We start from the raw sequence: 22,569 nt of genomic DNA, 5'->3' as shown, positions 1-22,569 counted from the left end.
ATCAAACTAAAAAATATATTTTACATTAAACGTTGTGTAGCATTAAAAAAATTATGTGTGATTTCGAAAATGGAATAAAATTTTGTTCTTGTGAAAAAGAAAGTATAAAATTTCGAAAACCAAGGAAATTTATAAGAAAGAAAGGGAAATTAATCGAGCAGATTAATCCGAATGACTCTAAAATTCCATTAGAATACATTTGGACTCTTTTTAAATTTGATGGAGAAATAGAAATTACGGAAATGGGTCGATACATGATGCCTGTAAATGATTTAGGTAATGGATTAAATTCGGAATGGATTGCTTTGAATTTAAACTGTGAAGACTGTTTTGACTTTGAATATACTCCGAGTGAAGGTGATAATTTAAAAATTCATGAAAATGTTATTATGAGTTCTTATCTTTCGTTTATATATAGAAATGGTGAATGGATTATAGACCACCATAGTCCTTGGTCAACTGAAATATCTAAATTAAAAGAAGGGAAAATAAAAGCGCAATAATGTGTAACCGAAAAGAAAGATTAGAATTATGTACTTGTTCAGATATGACAACTGATAAAATTCAGGAACTCTACTGTGACGAAATAAAATGTTTAGGTAAAAAAGATTTTCTAAAAGTTATTAAATGGAAATTAAATAGATATATAGGAAAAGAATGGAGCGGAATGGATGGTTTAATGATTATGCCTTCTAAAAATTTAACTCAAGAATTGACTGAAGGTTTCATACTGAAAGAATTGAACAGACAAAATTGTTTTGATTTTAACTATAAACCAAATGAAGGTGATAATTTGATTTTCGAAATAGGTTGGTTGTTTAATAAAAGAGGAAAAAAGGTTAAACATGAATTGGAATACAAATACTCATCCTATATTTTTAAAAATGAAAAATGGGAAGCAGACTCATATAATCCGTTTTATGAAAAAACAGAAATAATTAAAGAAGGAATATTGAAAAAAACGCTACACAACACTATGTAAAATGCATTAAAACCCATTTTACACTAAACGTTGAAGTGCATTTAAAACAAGGTGCTAAGAAGATTATCAAAGATGAGAACTTATCCAAAAAACACTAAAGAACTAGAAAAAAAACACTGTTTTAGTTTTCCTATAGACAAAACAAAATTAGAGCTTATTCAAAATAATGTTATTTTACGTAATGATATTGCATACGTATTTTTAAAATCCAGAATCTTAAATTCACTAGAAATACATAATCTATTTGAAAACGAATTATTCAGTGAGTCATTTTTGGACCAAAAGTTTAACCAAACGGATAGACTTAAAATTTATAATGCAATAAAAAATCAGTTTCCTATGCTGGTTAATAAAAAAACCAAATTGAGCTTACCTTCTTTGTTTCAGCTAAATAAAAAAACAAAAATCGACACTAGAGTATTAACAATTAAAGACTTAATTTTTGATTTAATCAAGCAACACAGACTTGCCATCAAAGAAGAATTTGAAACTTTTTTTAAATATGAACTTGATAACTTAAAACACTAAAACTATTCTACAACAAGGTCTATAGTTGAAAAGATTAACTATTATATTTCGGACTATCAAAATTTGCCCTTGCAATAGGCAAGATAAAATTCCTAAAGAACTAAACTTTCACAAAAAAGACAACTTATATAATATTGATTTTAAGCGCCCAACTCTTTAAGTTAGGCGGTTTTTATTTTAATTATTATTTTTGACAAATTGCAATTTCCAGTTTAGGAATCAAAATCAAATATTATGAAAAAGAGCATACCTCAAATAATCTTGATTTGTGTATTATTTGTGTTAGGATGTACTCCTCAAAAAAATAATGATAGACAAACAAATCAAACTAATCAAACACCAGAAGTTTTTGCAGAATCAAAAAGCAGATTGTATTTTGATAGTTTCAAAAGCTACCGCAGTAATATTATTGAAGAACTTTATAACGAAGCTTTAAGTAAAAATGAAAAACTAAAAGTAATTGATGATAAAATCTCAGAAATTACTTCCGATAGTGTTGAGTTAAAAACTAAAGCTTACTTGAAATTTAGAAATACCAATTTGGATTATTTCGGAAATGCGGAAACTTATACTAACACTATAACTGATAGTGTTCTAAGAAAATCAGCCATAGCATTACTGAAAAATTTTAGAGACGATTATGATAAAAAAGTTTCTCAACATGAAACTAAAATGAATTCTATTGGTTCCTTAAAATCAAACTTGAGTGATCAACACTCTTTATTGAAATTGATTATAACTCAAAACATGATGAATAATTATCAGTCTAATGAAATGCCTAAAGTAGAAGAACTTGAATCAATGATTAAAGACTTAGAACTGGCTCTTAAAGATGCTAAAGCATATATTAAATCTAAAAAGTAAGAATATTCAACGGCTAGTTTTTGAATATCAACAACCCCTAAAAAAATTAAAAAATGTTAGAAGAAATAGACGAAGTTAAAGATGTAAAACTTTACTCTCAACGCGCAATAGGAATTGCAACTTTCCTTGGTGGACCATTAGCCGCTGGATATTTAATACGAGAAAATTATGTAAAACTAGGCAAACAAGAGAAAGGAAATAAGTCATTCCTAATTGGAGTTTTTGCTACCATACTACTTTTTACGATTATCTTTTTAATTCCAGACTCAATAATTAATAAAATACCAAGTCAAGGTTTTCCTATCATTTATACTGCAATTATATACGCTATAGTTGAAAAAATACATGGAGAGATTTTGAGAAAACATAAAGAAAATGGAAAGGATTTTTATTCAGCTTGGAGAGCAACAGGAATTGGTTTTATTTCTGCTATTGTTTTGTTGGTTGGTATATTCGGAATGTTCTATTTTGCTCCGGAAGGAGAAGAAATACAACTATACAACAATGGTATTTCTAAATTCTCTCAAAATGAAACAGAGTCATTGGTTTTTTATGATCATTTAGATATAAAGACAGATGATGAATTACTAGAAGAATTGGAAACTGTAAGCATTCCAAAATGGGAAGAGAACATCAAGATTATTAAGAAAACAAGCATCATAGAAAATCTACCCAATGAATTAGTAGAACAAAATAAAGAATTACTAAAATATTCAGAATTAAGATTAAAAGCCTTTGAACTATTTAGAAAATCAATAAGCAGAAATACCACCATTTATCAAACGGACTTAGAGCAAGTTCATAATGACATTGAGGAACAACTAGAAAAATTGAATTGATTATCATATTAGATTATACAAATTGAAAAAGCTAAAAACTATTGCATTGTTGGTTCTATTTTTAACCATATCTGCCTACGGACAAAATGTATCTAAAAACATGACTGAAAAGTTTTCTGAATTTATTGCTAAGCAAAAGTTTATCAAAGAGAACTATTATATTGGAATTTCTAACGTTGAAAAACGTCGATTTTTTACAGAAAAGATTAATAGTATTGCGGCGGATTTTAAAATGGTTTCAGAGTCTGAAAACCCGACTGACAAAAAATATCAGGAGAAAATTGGAATCGGACTTTCAAAATTTTCTACCGTCTATAATAAATTAGATACTGAAGATCGCGAAAGGATTTGCACTTATATTGAAGAAATTATGGATATAGTGCAACTAGAAAGCTCAAATGGACAACTGAATAAATTCATGTACTGATTCGATCCGAATGAATTGAAAAAAGGAAATTAATCCTGGGTAAATATGTCCATTTATAAAATTTAACAAAATGAAAAAAATACTCTTACAACTACTCTTAGTAATTACATTATCAAGTTGTGGGTCGACTAAAACTAATAGAGAAATTCAAGATTGGATAAAATCTCAAAATTTCACAATTGTTAAGCCCAATACTTGGAGACCAGTTAAACATCATGGTTATGTTGGATATACCCCTTTAAATAAAGAATCTAAATACTATAACAACTTAGTTTCTATTTTTCAATTTAAATTAAAAGAAAAACCAAATTTCAAGGAGTTTTCCATGAAATCCGCAAAAGAAGTTAAAAAATACAAAAAGGTTAGTTCAGAAGAAATATTAGAAGAACAAAATAAATTAGGTAATACTCTTGTTCATAGTTATGAATCGATTCATAATGGTATGAATTATAAGCATTATACAGTATATTTCGAAAATAACGAAGATTTTTACTTTTACACTTATTCTTCGATAAAAGAAGACTATGAAAAGTACCTTAAAGAAGCAATGTTAATTTTGAATAGTGTTCGTTTTAAATAGAATTCATAATAAACTGAATGAATCAATCAAAATAAGCTATTAAACAACAAATGAAAGAAAAAGATGAATGGTCTTGGTATGAAACAAAATATGAATTAGCCGAAATCATTTTAAATAAACTAAAGCTATACAAAGAAAACTATAATAAGAATGGCTACTCTTTACCTATATGGATTTTGAATGAAGAAGATAAAAAAGAATCTTATTCTGAACAAGATGAGATAAAATTGAAGATCCAATGGAATAAAGAATTAGATATAATGATTAATTCCTTTAGTCAAATTTTAAATTACACATTACAATTCGATGAAAATCTTGAATATAATGAAGAAAAGATTCAGCAAGGACTAAATAAATTTGCTAAATACTATTTACATTTTTGGGATTAATCAACAACAAACCTTTCCAATATTATTCTTCAAAAAATCAATTACAAATCATCAATAATTATCAACACCAAAACATGATCAAAAATCTATTCATTACTGTATCAATTTTATTCTCAAGTGTATTAATTGCCCAAAGCGATGTGAAAATCGAATTTAAAAGCGAGACTAACGTAACTTTAAACAATTTGAAAATTGATAAAAACACAACATTCGATGAGATAAAAAAAATACTTGGAGAACCTAAGGTTTATAAAGAATATGCATCAGGAAAAGTTAACTATCATTATGCCGAGAATGGTATTACACTTCAAACTATGAATGGCAAATTACTTTTATTAGGATTTAACTACAACTGGGATGGTGATAAAACTTTTCCTGAATCTACTTTTAAAGGAGAATTAGTAATTAATGGAGTTTCGTTTGATCAAAATTCAAATCAAAAAAACCTTGAAAAAATTGAAAATATCGATTTTATGGAAGTTATGCCTGGATTTGTTTTTTCAAAGCCCAAAGCTGGTAAAAAGAATACTCTGATTGTACTCGGATTCAAGAATGATAAAGTAACTCAAATAGGATTTGAATTTCATTAAAAGAAAAGCAATGCAAAGAACACTTATAACTTTAGTAATCTTTTTAATCTCGCAAGTAGGATTTAGTCAAGATTTAACTTATAAAAATGAGTTAGTTAGTTTAGCTAAAATTTATAAAAAATTCCATTTTGGAAGTGATCCAACTACTAGTTACTATAAAAAAATCAACTCTGTTTCAAATAACAAACTAAATCACGCAAAACAATTAATTTCTGAAATAGTTACAAGCAACAACAATTTACTCACCGAAAAGTATTTAAGCAAACCTGACTCTATAACCCTGAAGAGTTTATATATAATTCGAGGAGTTAACTGGAATTTACACGAAGCTGAAGCTAAAAACAATTTGAAAGTTGTCGACTCATTATTAAATGAAAAAACAGACTATAATGAATTAGTCTCTTGTTATTATGGAATGATATTTTCTGGGGTAGGTAATAAAAATAGACCGTTTGATCTTTCAACAATAAATTTTGAATTAGAAAATTATAATCTTCAAAATGACACTGAAAAGGGAATTTTCTTTTTAACTAGTATGAGAACTTTTGGAATGATGATTTGGGGATATATAAATGTACCCAAACCTCCTAACTATAAAAAGGCATTATCATATATTAGAAAATACCCAAAATATGAAGGATTAGAATATTATAGATTCACAGACTTAAACTTTGAAGATTTTAAACTGACTATTGATAAAAGAAAACCTAAACAGAGTTATAAAGAATATTATATAGATAAGTATATAGAAACTCTCTTATATCACTCAATGTGCTTATCTAAAAAGAAAAAGTATAGAAAAGAAAAATTGCTTTTAGAATCTATATTGAAAAATAATTCTTACTGGAAATATACTGAATACAAACCTACATTGGAAAAGATATTTAAAAGAGTAAAAACATAATAATTACATCTTACAATAATAGCTATAAATAATTGCTTTTTCTGTGTTTACTTTGAAAACCCTACAGGTTTTCCTCTTGTACGACATCTTTTGCTAAATTAGTAACCCAGTCTCGTAAATATTTAAAGTGGAAACCGTTAGGTTTAATTTCCCAAAATGAGAAAAAAAAAAGGAAAAAATAAGAGCTCAAATAGTTAGATCTCTTGAGGTTTATAAAAACAAAAATGGATTTACTTTTTTTGAATCGAATAAATTTGATTTTGAAACTTATTCATTCAAATTAGACAATAATGACATTGAAGTTCTCTTAATGGAATTAAATGAATCTGATTTTATTCTTTTGACCACCAAAAATCTATTTATAAGACAAAATAATATGGAAACTAAAATTGGCGGAACTGAAATTGACTCTTTCGAATTTGACAATCTGAAAAATGGGAAAAATAAAAGAGCTGAATTCGATAATCTAACGAATTTTAAAAGTTGGTTATACTCTGGTGATTTTAGGATTACGACAAAGGATAAAAATGAAAAAGTTGTTAATCTTCCCCATCACGACTTTGGATTTTGTCTTTTCAACGCAATTAAAAAACTGAGATTCGTATCTAATAAATATGTTGGAATATAAAAACTAAACCTAACAAAGTATAACCGTTGTAAAACATAAAAAATGAAAAAGGTATACGAACTAAAGCTAGATGATAATTTATATTGGGAATGGAGAGTAGTTTTAAGTGATCAAGAAAATAAAAAACTAGACATTATAAATGCTTTAGATAATGATTTAGAAATTCCCGTTTTAGAAGGAGACCTCATCAGACTCTATTTAATAAATAAGCAATCTGAAAAGTCAAAAAGAAAAGAAAAACCATTAGAATCTGACATTCTTCATTGGGCTAATGATATAACTCTAGGAGCTTCAAGTCCCTCTAATGGTGTAATAATTAGCAAAAGGTTAAGAAAAACCTTTAAAAAGTATAAATTACCACCCCATTATTTATATCCACTAGAAATAGTGAACTCTGAGACTAAAGAAGTAAACAAAGATTATTTCCTATTACAGATTTTAGGTAACAAGGTTTATTTAACAAATTATCTAGAAAGCACATATGAATATACTCCACGAAACAGTAAAGAAGTTATAAAAACAACTAAGGGTGAATTTAAAAACTACCAAGAGTTTTCAAAGGCTTTTGAAAGATATTTTTTTGAGGAAAAAATTAGAATTAAAATTTATCGGATTCTTGAAACAGATTCGGATATACTCCCCAGTTATCTGAATACTATTTATACTTCTGATATCTTTTTGAAAGAAAAAGACAATTTAAAAGGAGTTATTTTTAATCATGAAGAAAGCATGATGATGAAATAACAATAAAACATATAATTAATTACGGCTGTACCAAAGATTCTAGAACTCTACAGAAATTCAATCTTATTAATTATCTTTCCGAAAATAATAGAAAAGGACTGGTGTCTTTTTCCCGAAAAAAAATCCAATATCCGAAAGAGAAAGAAATATAGTGCTTAAAGCAATCTCTGAAACTGATTATTTTACTAATTATGAATCTGGCTGTATGGTAACATATATGACAATTAGAGAATATATAATTGATTATGTTCTTCAGATTGGAGATTTAAGCCCACCACCACCCGGTGGTTTCGGACTGAAGTTTGGTATTTCTGAAAAGGAATGTAAAAAATTATTAATTGAATATAGAAAAGCAACTGATTTATTAAGAAAACAATAAGTCACAGCTAAGAAAAACTTATACTATGTGTAAAGAAAAAGAAAACATCATATTTTGCTCCTGTTTAACAACAAATACTGAATCCAATACAAATGATTTCTTAGATGGGTATTCATGGAGTTTAACAAAATATAAAGGACAAAAGAACTCATTACTATTAGGTAAAATAGTTATACCTAAAAATGATTTAGGTAATAATATAACAGTTGAAAATATCTTATCACTATTAAACTCAAAGGTAAATAGTTTTGATTTTGATTACACACCAAATGAAAAAGATTGTTTAGATATTAGTATTCCTGACCCAATAGAGAGAATTCGGTATTTTAAGGTTAAATATATTAACGAAAAATGGGTAAAAGGAGGAAATCATCCTTTTAGATCTATAAATGAAACAATTGCAGAAGGAAAAATAAAAAAAACGAATACACTACTGAATTTATAGTTAATTGCTTGCAGATTTATTTCTTCAGACTAAATCTCTCAAAACAATAAGTTCACTTCTTTTAATTAACTTTACAAACAAAAAATCGCAAATAACCAAACACAAAACGTTGGTAAAAATCAAGCTAGAGAATGAAAAATTTAAACAATATTATGAGAAAACTATTTTATCTAACATTAATCTTAACTTTTATTACTGGTTGTACTTCTAATAATGATCCACTTCCCGATAATGGTAATGGAGATGATCCGGTTAAAAATATTTCAAACTTTACTGCGACTATTAGTTCGCCTATACAAACAAGAGATTATTCTTATCATGATCAAGGGTATGATGGAATTTTTGAAAACCCTTATGATGATAAAACATTTTCAGGTTATATAAATATCACTTATAATAATAATTCTATTGAACTAAGTGCTAGTCAGATTGAGGTTACTTGGAGAAGTAGTATAGACGGCATCTTATTTCAAGGCAATCCGAATGATAATTTAGAAAGTGAGATTAGTAAATCGCTAACTAAGGGAAATCATACTATATTTCTAGAAGCTTCAATTCCTTCAGAGAATCTTATGGTAAAAGACTCGATTCTACTATCGAATCAGATAAAACTGACTGCCATAAATACGGGAAAATCGGTAAAACTTAATTGGACTAAATATGAAGGTAACGACTTTGTATCATACAGTATTTACAAAGAAAATTCTGATCCAATAATTGAAATTCAAGATATCAACACTATTGAATTTGAAGACACTCAATTTTCGTCTTTCATTGAAGACTATGAATATCAAGTTGTTGTAAATACAACAGAAAATTATACGCATCCTATTGGAAGTAATATCGTGAGTATGCATCCAGGTATTTTTATAGAATTCCCCTATTATGTATACAAATTGATAAAGGACCCTATAAGATCAAAAATTTATGCTATAGTTAGACCCCAATCAAACAGTAATGAAAGTGACAAATATGGAATTTTAATCATTGATAATGGATCAAATACTTTTGAAATAAATTCTCATATATTAGAGGATCATAGGTTTGCAGACTTAGATATCTCTCCCGATGGACAGTATTTATTTCTGTGTCAAGAGAGAGTAGAAAAAATAACTAAATTGAATTTAGACACCTTAGAAGCTACTACCTTTGTAACAAACACGAACGGTTGGGGAATTCATAAAATCGAGGTTGGCAATAATAACGTATTATATTGTCATCGTGACCCTCCAACATCTGGAAGTACGGGCTTTTATCTTTATGATGGAAATAATGGAAATTTTATTAGTACTTCAACAGACGCCTTAAGTCATGGAGACATTGAAATAAATAATACGAATAATACCATTTACGCAGGTGAAAGTAATACAAGTAATGGGCGAATGTATACGTTCTTAGTAGATCAAAACTCTATAAATATTGATGCCAACTATCCTGTTTGGCCTAATGGTGTATCCTTTCCTACTCCATTTATCCTCTTGTCTGATGATAACCAAAATGTTTTTTGGGAACATTTTCAGTTAGATGCAAATTTAAATGTGATTAGAACATTTGACACAGATATCAAAGCATGTAGTCCCAATAATATCTATTTATCTGATTTTAACAAATTATACAATTTTAATGACATGAGTATTGTTTATGAATATCCTGAATTACCACCAACGGAAAATACCTCTATGGTGTTTATGGATGATAATACATTAATATTCTGTAGAGCTTACAATACGAATGTTAATCAAGAAGAGTATACTTATTTCTTTAAATTGAATATCGAATAATTGAAAATAGCCAGTTATCAGAATTGTATAAAAATAATAATGGTTTAATAACTGACACGAAAGTAAGTAAACATAAAGACCTCTTGTGTTTAAATGAAATTAGTTCATTTAAGTTAGCACTATTCTTACGCGATAATGTTGCAAGTAATGTTAAAAATGAATAAAGAATCACAAGTAAAACTGGTAATTAGGTGTACTATTAATTGCGATTAAATTTCTTCAACGGTAATTTAATCTTATTAATAATATTCATTTAAAACAATGTAAAATGAACAAATATTTATTGTTCTAAATAAATTCATCATAATATCCGAAAACCACCAACTTATCTAAAAAAATTAATTCGAGTAAATAATATCCTCAACAATTTTTAAACAAAAAAATAAAACAGACCTATGAAATACGCATATACCTTTATTATCGCTTTGATTCTTGTTTCTTGTTCTAACACAGATATGGAGGACCCAATAGATAATTCCCCAGTAGACAACGATCCAATTGTTTCTGACGAAATAGAAATTTCGGAAATATTGCAAGAAAAAGTAAGAATAGGAGACACCATAACTGTAATAGGGAATAATTTAGATAAAATCTCAAGTTTCAAGTTTAAAACTGTTAATGATGAGATTCAAAACTTATCATTTATACCTCCTTTGGAGAAAAAACCACAAGAGATTAAAGTTATAGTCCCAACGGTAAACAATGAATTGTTTGAATTACTATTTCTTGAAAACAACTCGGTTGTACATTCAGCTCCATTAAATCTTTTTGGAACATTTCCTTTAAGATTTAACTTCGACTCTTTCAATGCGAATAGTGTAAAAATGGTAAGTGAAAATACTGCCTTTGTCTCTGCTGGCACAAAATTATACAAAACAATAGATGGAGGATATGAATGGGAATTAGTAAAAGACTTCGAACATTATATTGGTTCCTCTATGTTTTTTTTAAATGAAAATTTAGGATGGGTTGAAATTAGAGACAATTCAAATTCAATATTATATTATACAGATGATGGTGGTGCAACTTTTAGTAAAATTTTTGAGAATATTTTCGTCTATAAATCAATCATTCAAATATACTTTTCTTCTCCTACAAACGGATATTTACTAACCACTAAAGGAGAAATATATCATACAGAAGATAACTCGAATTTTAATTTGGTATATGATTATCCCAACAGTAACGAAGGAAGTGGATATACCGAATTCTTTCATTTAAGTGTATTTAACAATACATTGATCGCTTCAGGGGAAAGTGGTCCTAATGGTGATGAGCCTGTCTTAATGTACAAAACAGGAAATGCATACAGTTATACCAATTTTGACAAAGTTGTTAATAATGTTCAACTAATTAATGACTCTGAAGCTTATCATATAAGAAAAACTTCTGGTTTTGATGATAAGTTATATTTCTCTAATAGTATTTCTTCAGTTTGGGAAGAAACTAGCGATAAAAGAATACATGATTTTTACTTCATTGATAAAAACAAAGGAATAGGAATCTCATCTGATACTAATTATAGTAAACATATTGTATTTGAAACTTTAGATGGAGGTAAAACTTGGATTAACAAATTTGAACTTAGGAATGCCGAGTATGCTCTTGATATTGATTTTTATAATGGTACTGGTTTTATTTCAGGATATGGTGGTAAGATTTGGAAACATATCTTTTAATTAACTTTAAAAAATTAAGACTTATAGAATGAGGAAAACACTTATAACTTTAATAATCATTTTAATCTCACAATTAGGATTTAGTCAAGATTATAAATCGGAATTCCAAAAGTACTGTGAGACAAATGACACCATAAATCAATTAAAAACTTTAAAGAAATGGCAATCTAAAACTCCAAAAGACGCGGAACTTTTTACGAGTTATTTCAATTATTATTTCATGAAATCGCGTAAAGAAGTTCTTGCTTTGACAACAGATGAACCCCTAGGTGAAAGTCTTGTAATAAAAGATAGTTTGGACCAAAATGCAGGATTCTTAGGAAGTGAGATATTTTATAATCCAACTGATGTAGAAAACGGTCTTGCCAAAATAGACGAAGGAATTAAACTCTATCCAAACCGATTGGACATGCGTTTTGGAAAAATATATGCACTCGGACAAATTGAAAATTGGGATGCTTTCACCTCTGAAATTCTAAAGACAATAGACTATTCAGTAAAAAACAAAAACAACTGGACATGGACAGATCATGAAAAATATGATGGAAATGAAACCGATTTTCTATTAAGTATTCAAAATTATCAATTCCAATTGTATAACACGGGAAAAGATAGTTTGATTAAATACATGAGAGAAATTGCTTTAAAAGTTCTTGAACATCATCCAAATCATGTTGAAAACCTATCTAATCTTTCAGTGACTTATCTAATAACAGGAGAATACGATAAAGCTATTAAACCTCTTTTAAAAGCTGAAAAAATACGTCCAAAAGATTATATCGTTTTAGGTAATATTGCCCAAGCTTACAAGCTTAAAGGTGATAACAAAAAGGCTATAGAATACTATAAAAAAACTGCAGAATTTGGAAATGAGGAAGCAAAGCAATTTGCGAAACAACAAATAATCGAGTTACAGGAATAAACCTCAATTTTAACGAATTACAACGCAACCATTATAACATTTTAAAGTCTAGAATATAAACCAATAAACTAGGAAAAATGAAAACATCAAAATTAAGTTTAATTGCATGCATTGGAATCCTTCTTTTTATCAGCTGTTCTAAAAAAGAAAATGATCTAATAAGTCAAAACTGCCAAAGTGATTGCACTGAAATTGTAGGAAGAATAATGACAGATAATGCAACGGTTCCTATACCTAACGTGAAGCTTACCGTAAAATGGAAACTATTTACATCATTTATAGGTGGCGGTACTATTAGAACTAAAGCAATAACTGAAACGGATTCTCAAGGAAACTTCGATTTAAGTTTTTTTATACGTGATGATGAAATTAACGAAGGATACTACCACTTGGAATATGAAATAGACGAAAACACGTATATCCCGGGATTCCATAACCGAATAGAACTTCTAGAATTAGAACGAAATACATCTAAGAACATCTATTTAAATATTCCTAAAAAAGCATTTTTAAATCTTACAGTTTTAAATTTAGACGATAAAAATCCTGGCGATTATTTTTCTACTGATTTTTCTACCGAAGTCCCGGATGGATTTAAACAATCATTCAATTCAACTGCAATAGGTTGGGGAAATCAACCTAGTCAAATAAAAACAATAGAAATACCAGCAAATGTACCTGTTAAATTTGATGTTATTCGTAAAATTAATGGCGTTTCAACTACTGTAACCGAAACTCTACTTATAAACGCAGGAGCAACTAAAAGTCAAACTGTAGATTTTAATAATTAATGTCTACTTAGAATAAACTTAATTCAACATAAGAATGATTCAAGATTCAATTTTAATTGAAAAAAGACATGAAAGGTTTATAAAATCAGTCTGTAATTCTGAAATTGTATGGGGACTTAAAAATCATGAAGGATTCGCAAGCTCTGCATCAGTTCATTATGAAGATGAGGATGGAGAACCTGTAGGTATTATTTGTTTTTGGGCTGAAAAGGCATTAGCAAAATCATGTATCAAGGATGGTTGGTCAGAATATAAACTTACAGAAATATCCTTATCAGACTTTATGGAAAATTGGTGTGTTGGAATGGGAAATGACGGACTTCTTGTAGGAACTCAATTTGACCAAAATTTATTTGGTTTTGAAGCCGATCCTTATGAGCTAATTCTTGACTTATCAAATGAATTAAAAAACATTGATAAAAAATTAGAATTTAAAAAATTCGATGGCATCAATGATATAGAAAATCAAGTAAAAGATGTAATTTAATGCTGTAAAAGCGGTTAATAAAGATAAGGACCAACTATTTATTTCGTTAATAGAAAAACTCACCTTTAAACAACACACAAAACAATCAACATCGTGAAAGAATTATTCAACCATTTACGATTATACATTTCCATAACTGAACAAGAATTTCAGGAAGTTGAAAAGTATTTTGAATATGTTGACCTTAAAAAGAAAAAGAATTTAGATGCGATTAAAAATGTTGCTAAACATAACTTTTTTGTCATTAACGGTTGTTTGAATATGTATTTTATAAATGATAAGGGAGAAAATCAATCTGTTCAATTTGCTATTGAAAATTGGTGGATTAATGATGTGCTTAGTTTCTATAGAAATAAAGAAAGTTCATTCTATATTCAAACGGTAGAAAATTCTAAAGTCCTATCTATTTCAAAAGAAAATCAAGAAAAATTATTGACTCAGTTTCCCAAGCTGGAGCGTTATTTTAGGATTATTTATCAAATTGCTTACGGAGCCTCTTTATATCGAATTAAATATGTTTATGAAGCTTCTAAAGCAGAACGCTATTTTCATTTTATCGAACATCATCCTGATTTTGCTCAACGAGTTCCTCAATATCTAATTGCATCCTTTCTTGGATTAACGCCTGAATATGTCAGTGAAATTAGAGCAAAACACTTTTCTTAAACTGGCTTAAGAAGATTCGCTTTTTCTGTTTTGATCTTTGTTCAAATTAAAATTCATAGTAAAAAATGGGACAAAGAGTTAATATTTATCAATCAGAACCTAAAGCATTTGAAGGAATGTTTGCTTTAGAACAGTTTCTTACAGATTCACCGCTTAACAAAAAACAGATTTCTCTAATTAAAATGAGAGCCTCGCAACTTAATGGCTGCGCCTATTGTATTAATATGCATACCGAAGAAGCACTAAAAGCAGGTGAAACACATCAACGTTTGCATATGCTAAATGCTTGGAAAGAATCATCTCTATTTTCTAAAGACGAAGAGGTTCTTCTTAAAATTACAGAAGAAATCACGTTAATTAACCAAAATGGATTATCGGATAAAACCTATCAACATGCTCAAGAAGTATTTGACGATAAAACCATTATCGCAATTATTATGACGGCAACAACAATAAACGCTTGGAATAGAATAGCCATAAGTACAAAAATGCAATAAGTACTTAAAAAGTTAGAGTTTTAGTCGATGGCTTATCAAGTGCAGAACAAATATGTTTTGCACTTTTTTATTACCTTAGTTAAGCATTAAAACTCGGAATATTACATTATCACTTTAAAAAAATTATATGAACACTAAAAACCTTAATCTTTTTCTAGGAATTGCCGCGGCATTGGTATTTCTTGGGTATTTAGGAGAAACTGAACCACATACTTTATTTGGTATATCTATTAATATCTGGATTGTTAGAGTCGTCTGGTTAATTGTTGCTGTGGTCAATGTTTCTAATTATTTGAAATTAAAAAAAGGAGAAAAATAAAATAACGGATTAAGAAAAAGAAATTGAATAAAATTAAAGATATAAACCAGGGAGATGTTTTGGCATTTCTTACTGATGATGGAAAATATAAGGTTATTATCTGTACAAGTGTATACAAAAATAAAAGTCTTCAAAATTTCACATTTGCAGCTACAAATATAGAACAAACTAACCTGCCCTCAATTGACGAAGTAATAGAACATATGTTCTTTGGTATTGGAAACATTAAAGCTAACTTTTTCAAATACTCAGAAAAAGAGACTGATAAAATGTGGAATGAACATCCTGAAATTAAGCCTTATCAATTAGGATCTTACGGACTTATTATATGGAGGAAAGATTTTATGACATTCAGAGAGAACTTTAACCGAATAGGCAATATTAGTTTAATAGATAATCTTGACAAAAACGGCAATGGTAGTTTGAACGTAAGTGATTGGGAATTTTTAAAGAGTATTTTTAACCAGAATTTACAAGAGTTATTGCCCGACAAAGGTCAAAAACAGTTTAAAGTAAAAGCAATAATTAAAAGTAAATGAAAAAACTAGTTACCTCTTTGATTCTATCTACTTTTTTGATTTCATGCAAAAATCCAAAATCGAATTTTGAACGAACTAACATAGTAGATAGAACTATAGCTTATTCTAAAAATGAAATAAAATGGATTGCTCTTCAAAAAAACGCAAGTATTGATGGTTATACTAGAATTGGAGATTCAATTTTCGGAGGAGAAATAGCTTGTAACATTAAACCTTTAAAAGGAATTGATATTGCATCTTTTAAGGTTCTGCCCGGAACTAAATATGCTAAAGACAAAAACAACGTATATTACCCAATTGACATAACCTGTTTAGATTATAAAGATTGTGGAGTTTGTTATTTCAGCAAAATTAAATTGGATCAAGCAAATTCTAGAAAATTTAAATACCTCAATAAAGAATATGCCTCAGATGGAAAAAATGTGTACTTCAGGGGAGAACTAATTCCTAATGCCGATGGAGAATCCTTTAAAGTGATTGATGGACCCGAATTTTTCTTTTTTGCAACAGATAAAAAACATGTTTATAAGCATAATGAAATTTTTGACGAAGCGGACTCAAAAACATTTCATTACAAATCAGAAGACAAAAGAAATATTATTCAAGAGTATGAACATAAATTCATAATTGGAGATGAAACTAAAGAATGGGAGTTTATTCCTCCAAATACGATAACGCGAATTAAAAAAGAAAATAAAAAGCACGCGGATACTATTTCTATAGACTATTTAAAGCATCAAAAAATACTCGACATCTTAAAACTTTTACCTAAACAAACCATGACCAGTTGGGAATGGACTCAAGAAAATAGAATTAAAACAGTTGACTTTATCGAAAAAAATAATTTTCTAGTTGATTCAACCAAAATGTTTAATAACATTACATATATCAAACCAAACACCTTAGGAATTCAAGTTGTAGATGGTTTCTGGACATTATCAATATATCAACTTACATCGGCTAAAACGTTAATAATTACCAATGATATTGTCGGTGACGGAAAGGATATCAATTCTTTCTTATTCACTGAAAATTCTTTCGAAAAAATTGAGTTTAACCAACTCTTTGGAAAAGGAATTAAAAACCTTATTAAAAATCAATCAGAGCAGTGTGTATTAGAACTTGAAGACAACTATTTTACTTTTGACTATGATTTTACGGATAAAAATATTGTCACATTTACTTCTTGGGGATTGGAGAAAGATGAACACCAAAATTGTTTTAAAGGAAATGTTTTGGAGTTTGAGCTGAATACATCAGAAGAAAAATTTGAGTTAAAAAGTATGTTCTGGAAAGAAAACTAGAAACAAATGAGTAATCTAAATTGTCTTGTTATCTTTTAATCCCAAATCTTTACAAGCTATATGAAAAAAGAATATCTCTATAAAAAACAATTAAATGGTAGAGGGCGTTTTGGTGGAGTTGAATTAGAATTTACCAGTGGTACTAAAATTTCTAAAGTGATAGATAAATGTGTATGGAAAGATTGGACATCTCATAATTCTAATTTTGAAGAAACAACATATATGAAATCCATAAAAAGCTATATTATGGATGCAATTGATCATATACTCAAAACCATTAATACAACCGATCAATGTTTTGAAATTAGTCTAATCGATATAAAAATATTTCCTGTAGACACGGTTCCTTCGCACATACTTGCATCAGCTATCATAGGAACATTTGAGCTTTTAGGACAATCTCTGAATGCTGAAAAAATGATAAAAATTGATCAATTCATAATTCAAAACGAAAACATTGAATTTCCCGAATATGACAAATTCATTACCAAGTTATTAACTACTAATTAAAATAACCTTAGCTAAACATTATTTATTAATAATCTTAGATTTAGATTATATTCATAAATAAATTTCTACTTAAAAAAATAATGCTACGTGAAACCTATTCAATTGAGATTTACAATTCCATTTAACCGAGACATTTACTTACATCAAGTAAAGTTAATCCTACCTTTAGCTTATAAAAAATACTTTAAAGAAGGTAGAGAAACACTATTAGTAGGTTTAATTTCTACATTAATTGGAATTCTAATTTTAATGGATAAGTCCTATTTAGGAAACGTCTTCATTGTATTAGGTTTCGTTTTCATTATAAAAGCATATTTAAGGTTTCAATTGTATTATAAACTTAAAAACGAAAGCTTCGAAAATGTGAGACAACAAATTAACGAAGGCGAATTTGATTCAACAACAGGTATTTTCGAATTTAATGACGATACTATTATTTACATCTATAATGACACAAAAACAGAGACGGACTGGAAAGATTTCAAAAAGTTTAAAATAATCGATTCAAATTTACTTTTAGTCTTAAATCAAGAGGAAGCAAATATTATGGCGATTGGTGAAAACGAAATTGGGAAAGAAAATTTTTCTAAGTTAATCGATTTTGTCAAGAGCAAGATTTAACCTTACCAAGACTTTCTATGCTAAAAATCTAATTTAACTTTAATTAACAAATATTTATAAAGTTAAATCCAACTTGTCTTTTAAAAATTCGCCAATTTCGAAGTCAGTTTACTCTATTTTAAAAAGAGTATCTTAATACATTGATAAACCTTACTCATGACTGCATCAGAATTAATAACATTTTTTGAAAATGAATTAAACGCTCTAATTTCTGAATTAGAATTGTATATCAACGAAGAAAATATCTGGAAATTAGAAAAAAACATCACCAATTCAGCAGGAAATTTAAGTCTACACTTAGTTGGAAACTTACACACTTTTGTGGGCAAAGAAGTTGGTAAAACAGGTTATGTAAGAAATAGAGAATTAGAATTTTCTCAGCAAAATGTATCTCGAAACACCTTGATAAAAAGTATTGAGGAAACCAAGGAGATGATAAAAAGTTCACTTAGTCCTCTTTCTGAAGCAGACCTTAAAAAGGAGTATCCTATTTTAAAGTTCTCTAAACCGGAATCAATCGAGTTTTTTATGGTGCATTTAATCAAACACCTTACCTATCATTTAGGACAAGTAAATTATCATAGAAGACTACTAGACGAATAAAATTAGTTTGACGGAGTAATCCAATTTAAATTCAACTTTAGCTTTGAATGAAAAATCTTGAAACTATAACATCAGAACAACAAGTTAATTCTCTTTTTCAATCGTTCTTCGATTATGTAAGACATCTTGTTGATATTCCAGAAAGGGATCAAGAAGAATGTAAAAAAATATTCGAGCCTGTTTTTGTGAAAAAAGGAACTATTATTGAACAAGAAGGAACTGTTCATAAATACCATAACTTTATAGTTTCAGGTCACATGCGTAATTTTCATCATGATGAAAATGGTAATGAAGTAACAACAGATATTAATAGCGGACCTCGCTTCTTTACTTCCTATTATCACTTTATTAATCAAACTGTATCTAACGAGAATTTACACTGTATAACAGATTGTGAATTACTTCGTATTACGAAAAAGAACGTTGATAAAGCATCGCATATTGGTTTAACTTCTCAAGAGTATACCGAAAAAGTATTGCATTTCCATTTAGAATCTAGCAAACAAAGAATTATAGATTTTACCACATTGTCGGGTAAAGAAAGATATATCAAACTAATGAAAGCGCATCCTTCAATTGTACAGAATGTTCCATTGATTTACATCGCTTCGTATTTAGGATTAAACCCTGGAAGTTTAAGTAGAATTAGACAAGAACTATCTTAATTTGATTTCTTCACAAATGTGAAGTGTAGCTTTTTTGTAAAGATAGACCTTTGCGCAAACACATATAATTCACATGAAACTACTAAAATTTATCAAATATTTGTTTCGTCCGTCTGATGAACATAAAGGTATTAGACCAATACAAATTTACGTTCTCAAACTCTTCTTTTTACTCATGTTTGTTTTTGCTTCTAGTGATGCTTGGGCAGAACTTCTAACTCATAAAGGCGAATGGAATCCAGAAATTGCAGTTGCTTGGTGCTCAATTGCGGCTTACACTACACTATCTGGAATTGGTATTTTTCATACGCTTAAAATGTTACCAATTATGATATTTATGATTTTTTATAAAGCGCTATGGTTAGTATTTGTTGCTTATCCGATGTGGCAAAACGGAACACTTGCAAATAGTGAAGCTCTCGATTGGTCGCAAATATTTATTTTGATACTTATTCCAATCATTTTTATGCCTTGGAAATACATTTTCAAATCCTTCATCTTAGGTGAAGATTAATTCAGACGTCATTTTCAAATGAGTTCAACAATAACAACAACTAAAATAATGAGACCTAAAATATTAATAGTACTATTTCTAGTTTTCAATGCTCTTGGAGCTCAAACAAAAATTGAGCATTTAGATATAGATTCAAAACATATTGATGAAACCAGAACGTTACATATTGCCTTACCCAAGGACTACCATAAATCAACAAAGAAATATCCAATCATTTTAATTCTAGATAAAGGTTTGTTATTCAACACTACCAGTGCAATTGTAAATCAAATAAGTAGTACTTCACGAATGCCAGAATCTATTGTAATTTCAATGAGTCCTGGAGAAAAACATAGAAGTTATTTTGCTCCAAACTTGTATAGTAATAATCGAAATAGAAAATATAATTATGGCGATAATCAAGAGAAGTTTGTTCAATTTCTAGAATATGACCTGTTACCTTTAATAGAGAAAAAATATCGTGTAAATAGTTTTAAAACTCTAATTGGCTTTTCTCCATCATCAATAATCGGATTACATACTTTATTGCACAAACCCAACTTGTTTCAAGCTTATATCTGTTTTGCCGCGGGAAATATTATCGGAGATGGCTATAAGAAAGATGAACGACTTATTGATAATCTTGAAGCATTATATGAAAAATCTAGATTGAAGCACAACTATCTATATGTAGTTTCAGGAGGTAAAGACACAGAATCTCAACCTTTCATTACCAAAAACATTGAAGATTTTAATTCGAAACTCTCTAAATTCAACAATCTAAATATTCACATAAAAGCGGAAATAATAGAAGGAGAAGGTCATACCGATGTTATTTTACCTGGATTAATAAACGCTTTTGAATTTATCTTTCCGAAGAAAAAATGGATGATTGATTATCTAGAGCTAATTGAAAAAGAAGGATCTGCCAAAGAAAACATTCTAGCTTTTTATAAAAAACTCTCGGATGAATATGGTTTTGAAACTTATCCAAATGCAGATAGATTATATAGTATGAGTTGTCTTAAAAATGTTGGTCGAAGATTAGCACGAAAAGAGCCAAAAGAAGCCATTGAAATTTTTCAATATTGGACTGAACTCTACCCTACTTCACATTTAGCCAACTACTATTTAGGAATAGCCTTTAGAGAAAACAATCAAACAAATAAAGCCAAGGAATATTTAGAAAAAGCATATAATTTTGCAGTATCAGAAAATAGTAACAGTTCAAAAAAGTACAAAGCGGCTATTGCGGACTTAAAAAAATAAAAATAGTTACCAAAACTACATGAAAACAATACTAACAACTCCTGTTGAATTCTCTTGCGGACTTGCCATGAAAAACAAATTCATGTTAGCTCCATTAACCAATACCCAAAGTTATGAAGATGGAAAACTTTCCGATGATGAATTCAGATGGTTAACCATGAGAGCAAAAGGACAATTTGGATTGGTCATGACTTGTGCTTCACATGTGCAAGCCACTGGAAAAGGATTCCCTGGTCAATTAGGTATTTTTTCTGATGAACACATTGAAGGCCATAAAAGATTAAGTCAAGAAATTAAATCTCATGGAAGTCTTGCTGTTGTTCAAATTCATCACGCTGGAATGAGATCTCCTAAAGAGTTAATTGGTGAAGCACCACTTTGTCCTTCTCAAAACGAAAAGTACGGAGCTAGAGAACTTTCTTTAGAAGAAATTAAGCAATTGAAAAATGATTTTATTGCTGCTGCACAACGAGCTCAAAAAAGCGGTTATGACGGAGTTGAAGTTCATGGAGCTCATGGCTATATTATCACTCAGTTTTTAAGTACAACTATTAATAAAAGATCCGATAAATATGGAGGAAGTTTAGAAAACAGAGCACGAATTTTATTCGAAATTATTGATGGAATAAGAGCTACTTGTGGCAATAAATTTCTATTAGGAGTTAGACTCTCACCAGAACGTTTTGGTCTTGAGCTTTCTGAAGTAAAACAGATTTGTGAGCAATTAATTGCGGAATCTAAAATTGACTTTTTAGACATTTCACTTTGGGATGTGTATAAACTACCTGAGGAAAAAGAACATCAAAATCAATCATTACTTGGTCATTTTACATCTATTGATTTTAAAAATGTAAAATTAACTGTGGCTGGAAAAATTAGAAACGGAGATGATGTTCAAAACATGATCAAAGCGGGAGTAGATTTTGTTACTATCGGGCGCTCAGGAATTCTTCATCATGATTTTCCGGAACGTGTAATTCAGGATGAAAACTTTATAGCTAAAGATACTCCGGTTACTGAAGACTATTTGAAAAAAGAAGGTTTAGGTGAAAAGTTTATAACATACATGAAAAGATGGCCAGATTTTGTTGAAACAAAATAATTTAATTTAAAAAATTAACCCT

31 protein-coding genes are annotated in these 22,569 nt (G+C 28.9%); all 31 read left to right on the top strand.

Going from position 1 to position 22,569, the window contains the following annotated elements; translation table 11 throughout:
• The first annotated feature begins 53 nt into the window (after positions 1-53).
• Positions 54-503, top strand: a complete 450-nt coding sequence (locus ABNT61_RS16370) for a hypothetical protein (protein WP_348722508.1) — start codon at positions 54-56, stop codon at positions 501-503.
• On the top strand, positions 503-982 hold the full coding sequence (locus ABNT61_RS16365; protein ID WP_348722509.1) for a hypothetical protein: 480 nt from the start codon (positions 503-505) through the stop codon (positions 980-982). The genes ABNT61_RS16370 and ABNT61_RS16365 overlap by 1 nt, the downstream gene beginning before the upstream one ends.
• Before the next feature lie 72 nt (positions 983-1,054).
• Entirely contained in the window at positions 1,055-1,510 is a 456-nt protein-coding gene (locus ABNT61_RS16360) for a hypothetical protein (protein WP_348744009.1), read from the top strand.
• Positions 1,511-1,744: 234 nt separating this feature from the next.
• Positions 1,745-2,374, top strand: coding sequence for a hypothetical protein (locus tag ABNT61_RS16355; RefSeq protein WP_348744008.1), 630 nt, complete (start codon positions 1,745-1,747; stop codon positions 2,372-2,374).
• A gap of 53 nt (positions 2,375-2,427) precedes the next feature.
• Positions 2,428-3,213 carry a hypothetical protein gene (locus ABNT61_RS16350; protein WP_348744007.1) on the top strand — a complete coding sequence of 262 codons (786 nt, stop codon included), beginning with the start codon at positions 2,428-2,430 and terminating at the stop codon, positions 3,211-3,213.
• Between the two features lie 22 nt (positions 3,214-3,235).
• Positions 3,236-3,640, top strand: a complete 405-nt coding sequence (locus ABNT61_RS16345) for a DUF4844 domain-containing protein (protein WP_348744006.1) — start codon at positions 3,236-3,238, stop codon at positions 3,638-3,640.
• A gap of 70 nt (positions 3,641-3,710) precedes the next feature.
• Positions 3,711-4,220 carry a hypothetical protein gene (locus ABNT61_RS16340; RefSeq protein ID WP_348744005.1) on the top strand — a complete coding sequence of 170 codons (510 nt, stop codon included), beginning with the start codon at positions 3,711-3,713 and terminating at the stop codon, positions 4,218-4,220.
• Between the two features lie 50 nt (positions 4,221-4,270).
• Entirely contained in the window at positions 4,271-4,609 is a 339-nt protein-coding gene (locus ABNT61_RS16335; protein ID WP_348744004.1) for a hypothetical protein, read from the top strand.
• A 74-nt stretch (positions 4,610-4,683) separates the two neighbouring features.
• Positions 4,684-5,199 (top strand): hypothetical protein, encoded by a 516-nt coding sequence (locus tag ABNT61_RS16330; protein ID WP_348744003.1) that lies wholly within the window; start codon positions 4,684-4,686, stop codon positions 5,197-5,199.
• Between the two features lie 10 nt (positions 5,200-5,209).
• Entirely contained in the window at positions 5,210-6,103 is an 894-nt protein-coding gene (locus ABNT61_RS16325; protein WP_348744002.1) for a hypothetical protein, read from the top strand.
• A 376-nt stretch (positions 6,104-6,479) separates the two neighbouring features.
• A complete protein-coding gene (locus ABNT61_RS16320) occupies positions 6,480-6,731 on the top strand; it encodes a hypothetical protein (RefSeq protein WP_348744001.1) in 252 nt (83 codons plus the stop codon).
• Positions 6,732-6,773: 42 nt separating this feature from the next.
• Positions 6,774-7,475, top strand: a complete 702-nt coding sequence (locus tag ABNT61_RS16315) for a hypothetical protein (RefSeq protein ID WP_348744000.1) — start codon at positions 6,774-6,776, stop codon at positions 7,473-7,475.
• A 151-nt stretch (positions 7,476-7,626) separates the two neighbouring features.
• Positions 7,627-7,854, top strand: a complete 228-nt coding sequence (locus tag ABNT61_RS16310; protein WP_348743999.1) for a hypothetical protein — start codon at positions 7,627-7,629, stop codon at positions 7,852-7,854.
• Positions 7,855-7,879: 25 nt separating this feature from the next.
• Positions 7,880-8,299 (top strand): hypothetical protein, encoded by a 420-nt coding sequence (locus ABNT61_RS16305; protein WP_348743998.1) that lies wholly within the window; start codon positions 7,880-7,882, stop codon positions 8,297-8,299.
• Positions 8,300-8,451: 152 nt separating this feature from the next.
• A complete protein-coding gene (locus ABNT61_RS16300) occupies positions 8,452-10,080 on the top strand; it encodes a hypothetical protein (RefSeq protein WP_348743997.1) in 1,629 nt (542 codons plus the stop codon).
• Positions 10,081-10,475: 395 nt separating this feature from the next.
• Positions 10,476-11,759, top strand: a complete 1,284-nt coding sequence (locus ABNT61_RS16295; protein ID WP_348743996.1) for a hypothetical protein — start codon at positions 10,476-10,478, stop codon at positions 11,757-11,759.
• A gap of 28 nt (positions 11,760-11,787) precedes the next feature.
• Positions 11,788-12,681, top strand: coding sequence for a tetratricopeptide repeat protein (locus ABNT61_RS16290; protein ID WP_348743995.1), 894 nt, complete (start codon positions 11,788-11,790; stop codon positions 12,679-12,681).
• 77 nt (positions 12,682-12,758) lie between these two features.
• Entirely contained in the window at positions 12,759-13,472 is a 714-nt protein-coding gene (locus ABNT61_RS16285) for a hypothetical protein (protein ID WP_348743994.1), read from the top strand.
• Between the two features lie 34 nt (positions 13,473-13,506).
• Positions 13,507-13,959, top strand: coding sequence for a DUF2750 domain-containing protein (locus tag ABNT61_RS16280; protein WP_348743993.1), 453 nt, complete (start codon positions 13,507-13,509; stop codon positions 13,957-13,959).
• Between the two features lie 93 nt (positions 13,960-14,052).
• Positions 14,053-14,625, top strand: coding sequence for a Crp/Fnr family transcriptional regulator (locus ABNT61_RS16275; protein ID WP_348743992.1), 573 nt, complete (start codon positions 14,053-14,055; stop codon positions 14,623-14,625).
• 65 nt (positions 14,626-14,690) lie between these two features.
• Positions 14,691-15,122, top strand: a complete 432-nt coding sequence (locus ABNT61_RS16270; RefSeq protein WP_348709678.1) for a carboxymuconolactone decarboxylase family protein — start codon at positions 14,691-14,693, stop codon at positions 15,120-15,122.
• A gap of 127 nt (positions 15,123-15,249) precedes the next feature.
• On the top strand, positions 15,250-15,441 hold the full coding sequence (locus ABNT61_RS16265; protein ID WP_348743991.1) for a hypothetical protein: 192 nt from the start codon (positions 15,250-15,252) through the stop codon (positions 15,439-15,441).
• Between the two features lie 23 nt (positions 15,442-15,464).
• A complete protein-coding gene (locus ABNT61_RS16260; RefSeq protein ID WP_348743990.1) occupies positions 15,465-15,980 on the top strand; it encodes a hypothetical protein in 516 nt (171 codons plus the stop codon).
• Positions 15,977-17,284 (top strand): DKNYY domain-containing protein, encoded by a 1,308-nt coding sequence (locus ABNT61_RS16255; RefSeq protein WP_348743989.1) that lies wholly within the window; start codon positions 15,977-15,979, stop codon positions 17,282-17,284. Before ABNT61_RS16260 ends, ABNT61_RS16255 begins: the two co-directional genes overlap by 4 nt.
• 60 nt (positions 17,285-17,344) lie before the next feature.
• Positions 17,345-17,794 carry a hypothetical protein gene (locus ABNT61_RS16250; RefSeq protein ID WP_348743988.1) on the top strand — a complete coding sequence of 150 codons (450 nt, stop codon included), beginning with the start codon at positions 17,345-17,347 and terminating at the stop codon, positions 17,792-17,794.
• Between the two features lie 87 nt (positions 17,795-17,881).
• The gene (locus ABNT61_RS16245; RefSeq protein ID WP_348743987.1) at positions 17,882-18,415 is read left to right on the top strand and encodes a hypothetical protein; all 534 of its coding nucleotides are present in this window, start codon (positions 17,882-17,884) and stop codon (positions 18,413-18,415) included.
• Positions 18,416-18,571: 156 nt separating this feature from the next.
• A complete protein-coding gene (locus ABNT61_RS16240) occupies positions 18,572-19,018 on the top strand; it encodes a DUF1572 family protein (RefSeq protein WP_348743986.1) in 447 nt (148 codons plus the stop codon).
• Between the two features lie 47 nt (positions 19,019-19,065).
• Positions 19,066-19,683 (top strand): Crp/Fnr family transcriptional regulator, encoded by a 618-nt coding sequence (locus ABNT61_RS16235; protein WP_348743985.1) that lies wholly within the window; start codon positions 19,066-19,068, stop codon positions 19,681-19,683.
• Positions 19,684-19,756: 73 nt separating this feature from the next.
• Positions 19,757-20,197 carry a hypothetical protein gene (locus tag ABNT61_RS16230; protein WP_348743984.1) on the top strand — a complete coding sequence of 147 codons (441 nt, stop codon included), beginning with the start codon at positions 19,757-19,759 and terminating at the stop codon, positions 20,195-20,197.
• A 48-nt stretch (positions 20,198-20,245) separates the two neighbouring features.
• Positions 20,246-21,445 (top strand): alpha/beta hydrolase-fold protein, encoded by a 1,200-nt coding sequence (locus tag ABNT61_RS16225; RefSeq protein ID WP_348743983.1) that lies wholly within the window; start codon positions 20,246-20,248, stop codon positions 21,443-21,445.
• A 19-nt stretch (positions 21,446-21,464) separates the two neighbouring features.
• Entirely contained in the window at positions 21,465-22,547 is a 1,083-nt protein-coding gene (locus tag ABNT61_RS16220) for an NADH:flavin oxidoreductase (RefSeq protein WP_348743982.1), read from the top strand.
• Positions 22,548-22,569: the final 22 nt, after the last annotated feature.

Origin of the sequence: Tenacibaculum sp. 190524A05c, assembly GCF_964036595.1 — a bacterium.
Taxonomy (GTDB): Bacteria; Bacteroidota; Bacteroidia; order Flavobacteriales; family Flavobacteriaceae; genus Polaribacter; species Polaribacter platacis.
Note: the sequence above shows the minus strand (reverse complement) of the source record. Positions and strands in the feature narration are given on the sequence as shown.